At 61.5% G+C, this 1,683-nt stretch carries 2 protein-coding genes; one reads left to right on the forward strand and one right to left on the reverse strand.

The genetic code is table 11. From position 1 onward, the window contains the following. Nucleotides 1–142 precede the first annotated feature (142 nt). The gene (locus EOC06_RS28790; protein ID WP_023812266.1) at nt 143–571 is read right to left on the reverse strand and encodes a L,D-transpeptidase; all 429 of its coding nucleotides are present in this window, start codon (nt 569–571) and stop codon (nt 143–145) included. Nucleotides 572–793: 222 nt separating this feature from the next. Here EOC06_RS28790 and EOC06_RS28795 point away from each other — a divergent pair. Next, nucleotides 794–1,683: acetylornithine deacetylase/succinyl-diaminopimelate desuccinylase family protein (locus EOC06_RS28795; protein ID WP_245470156.1), on the forward strand; the 890-nt coding region annotated here is incomplete at its 3' end.

Raw genomic sequence — 1,683 nt, forward strand, 5'->3', positions numbered from 1 at the left:
ATGTGGTTCCACAAAAGGTGGGAGATCAGCGGCGGGCGTCGAAAGCGGCCCTCGCAGGCAAAAGCGGTCCCGAACGCTTAAACGGAACTGCTGGCGAGGGTGTTAGCCCTGCGCCAGCCGACAACAGCGAACCTGAATCTCTTCAGTTGGTGACGACAATGCGCGTATTGCCGAAACCGGCTTGCCGAACCATCGCATAGAAGGCGGCGGCATTGGTCGGGTGCAAGCGCACACAGCCATGCGATGCCGGGCGCCCGAGCTGCCTCACCGCGCCGGTGCCGTGAATGGCATAGCCGCCGCGGAAGAACACCGAATGAGGCATTGGCGACATGTCGTATTTGCGCGAATACCACATCCGCGCCGTCCGTTGCGGCCGATAGCTGCCGCGCGGCGTAATGTAACCTTTGCGCGCGGTGGAGACGCTCCACCGGTAAACCGACGCGCCATATCTGACGGTCATCGTCTGCGAAGACACGTCAATATTTGCAACGAGGCTGGCTGCCCAGCCCTGCCCCGAAGCACCGAACAGCATCGCAACAAACACGGCTGCCATGAGAACTGTCTTTTTCATGCGATCAAACCCCTTTGATTGCCCCTAACCTGCCTGCCCTCAAATTGTCTCTCATCTTTTTAATGGCAGATGAACGGGCTAACACACACACCTTGACCAATTCGCCAATCCAAAGCAGCGAATTTGAACGATTTCCCGCAATAGTTGCCGCAACGACACGCCGCACAGGCTCGATCACCAACGGGCTTGCAAAACTGCCGAGATCGCTGCTCAACTCTGGGCATGAACGAGCGACTCCTCCGGGCAATCGATGACAGGCGCGACGATGTCGTCGCGCTGACCACTGAGCTGATCCGTTTTCCGACCATCAATCCACCCGGCGAGGCCTATCGGCCATGCGCCGAATATCTCGGCGCGCGGCTGAAGAAGAGTGGTTTCGAGACCGAATTCATCCGCGCCGAAGGCACGCCCGGCGACACCGACCGCTACCCGCGCGTCAATGTCGTTGCCCGTTTCGACGGAAGATCGTCAGGCGCCTGCGTCCACTTCAACTCGCATATCGACGTGGTCGAAGCCGGCGACGGCTGGACCGTCGATCCTTTCGCCGGCATCGTCAAAGACGGCAAGGTCTATGGTCGCGGGGCCTGCGACATGAAGGGCGGACTGGCCGCCTCGATCATCGCAGCCGAAGCCTTCCTGGAAGTCTTCCCCGACTTTCCCGGCGCCATCGAAATATCCGGCACCGTCGACGAGGAGTCCGGCGGCTTCGGCGGCGTCGCCCATCTGGCCAGACTCGGCTATTTCTCAAAACCCAGGGTCGACCACGTCATCATTCCCGAGCCGCTCAACAAGGACCGCATCTGCCTCGGGCATCGCGGCGTCTGGTGGGCGGAGATCGAGACCAAGGGCGAGATCGCGCACGGCTCGATGCCGTTTCTCGGCGACAATGCGGTGCGCCACATGGGCGCCGTGCTGAGGGCTTTCGAGGACGAGCTGTTCCCTGCGCTTGACCGCAAGATGACGCGCATGCCCGTCGTGCCCGAAGGGGCTAAACGCTCGACCATGAACATCAATTCGATCCATGGCGGCCAGACCGAGGACTTCCGGCCCGGCCTGCCGTCGCCCAACGTGCCCGACTCCTGCCGGCTGACCATCGACCGTCGCTTCCTCCT

This window comes from Mesorhizobium sp. M7A.F.Ca.MR.362.00.0.0, from assembly GCF_004023175.1.
Lineage (GTDB): Bacteria > Pseudomonadota > Alphaproteobacteria > Rhizobiales > Rhizobiaceae > Mesorhizobium.